This window comes from Rhizobium cauense (genome assembly GCF_019511525.1).
Lineage (GTDB): Bacteria > Pseudomonadota > Alphaproteobacteria > Rhizobiales > Rhizobiaceae > Rhizobium > Rhizobium cauense.
On the sequence record NZ_JAEUAT010000092.1, the window covers coordinates 1 to 293 of the forward strand.

The 293-nt window shown below is 67.2% G+C and carries 1 protein-coding gene; it reads right to left on the minus strand.

All coding sequences use genetic code 11. The features are described 5' to 3' along the window. Window positions 1–293: hypothetical protein (locus JNB88_RS33290; RefSeq protein ID WP_220359182.1), on the minus strand; the 293-nt coding region annotated here is incomplete at both ends.

A 293-nucleotide genomic window follows, 5' to 3' on the forward strand; every position in this document is an offset into this window, starting at 1 on the left:
GCGTCGTCTTCAGGGCCGCAAGCTGGTCGTCGTCGAGAGCAGCAACCGCATCATTCGTCAGGCCGCCGACCGCTGCCGTGCCCAGCGCCGCGATCTCATCGGCGGAGAACTTGGCGATGTCGTCGGCGGTCATGGCAGCAAGTTGTGCTGCACTCAGAGCGCCGGACTGCGCCGTCCCGAGACCTTCGACCTGATCGGCCGTCAGGGCGCTGATCTGGCTTGCCTTCAGGCCGGCAACGGCCTTGGTGCTGAGAGCGGCGATCTTCGTGGCGTCGAGTGCGGCCAGCTGGTCG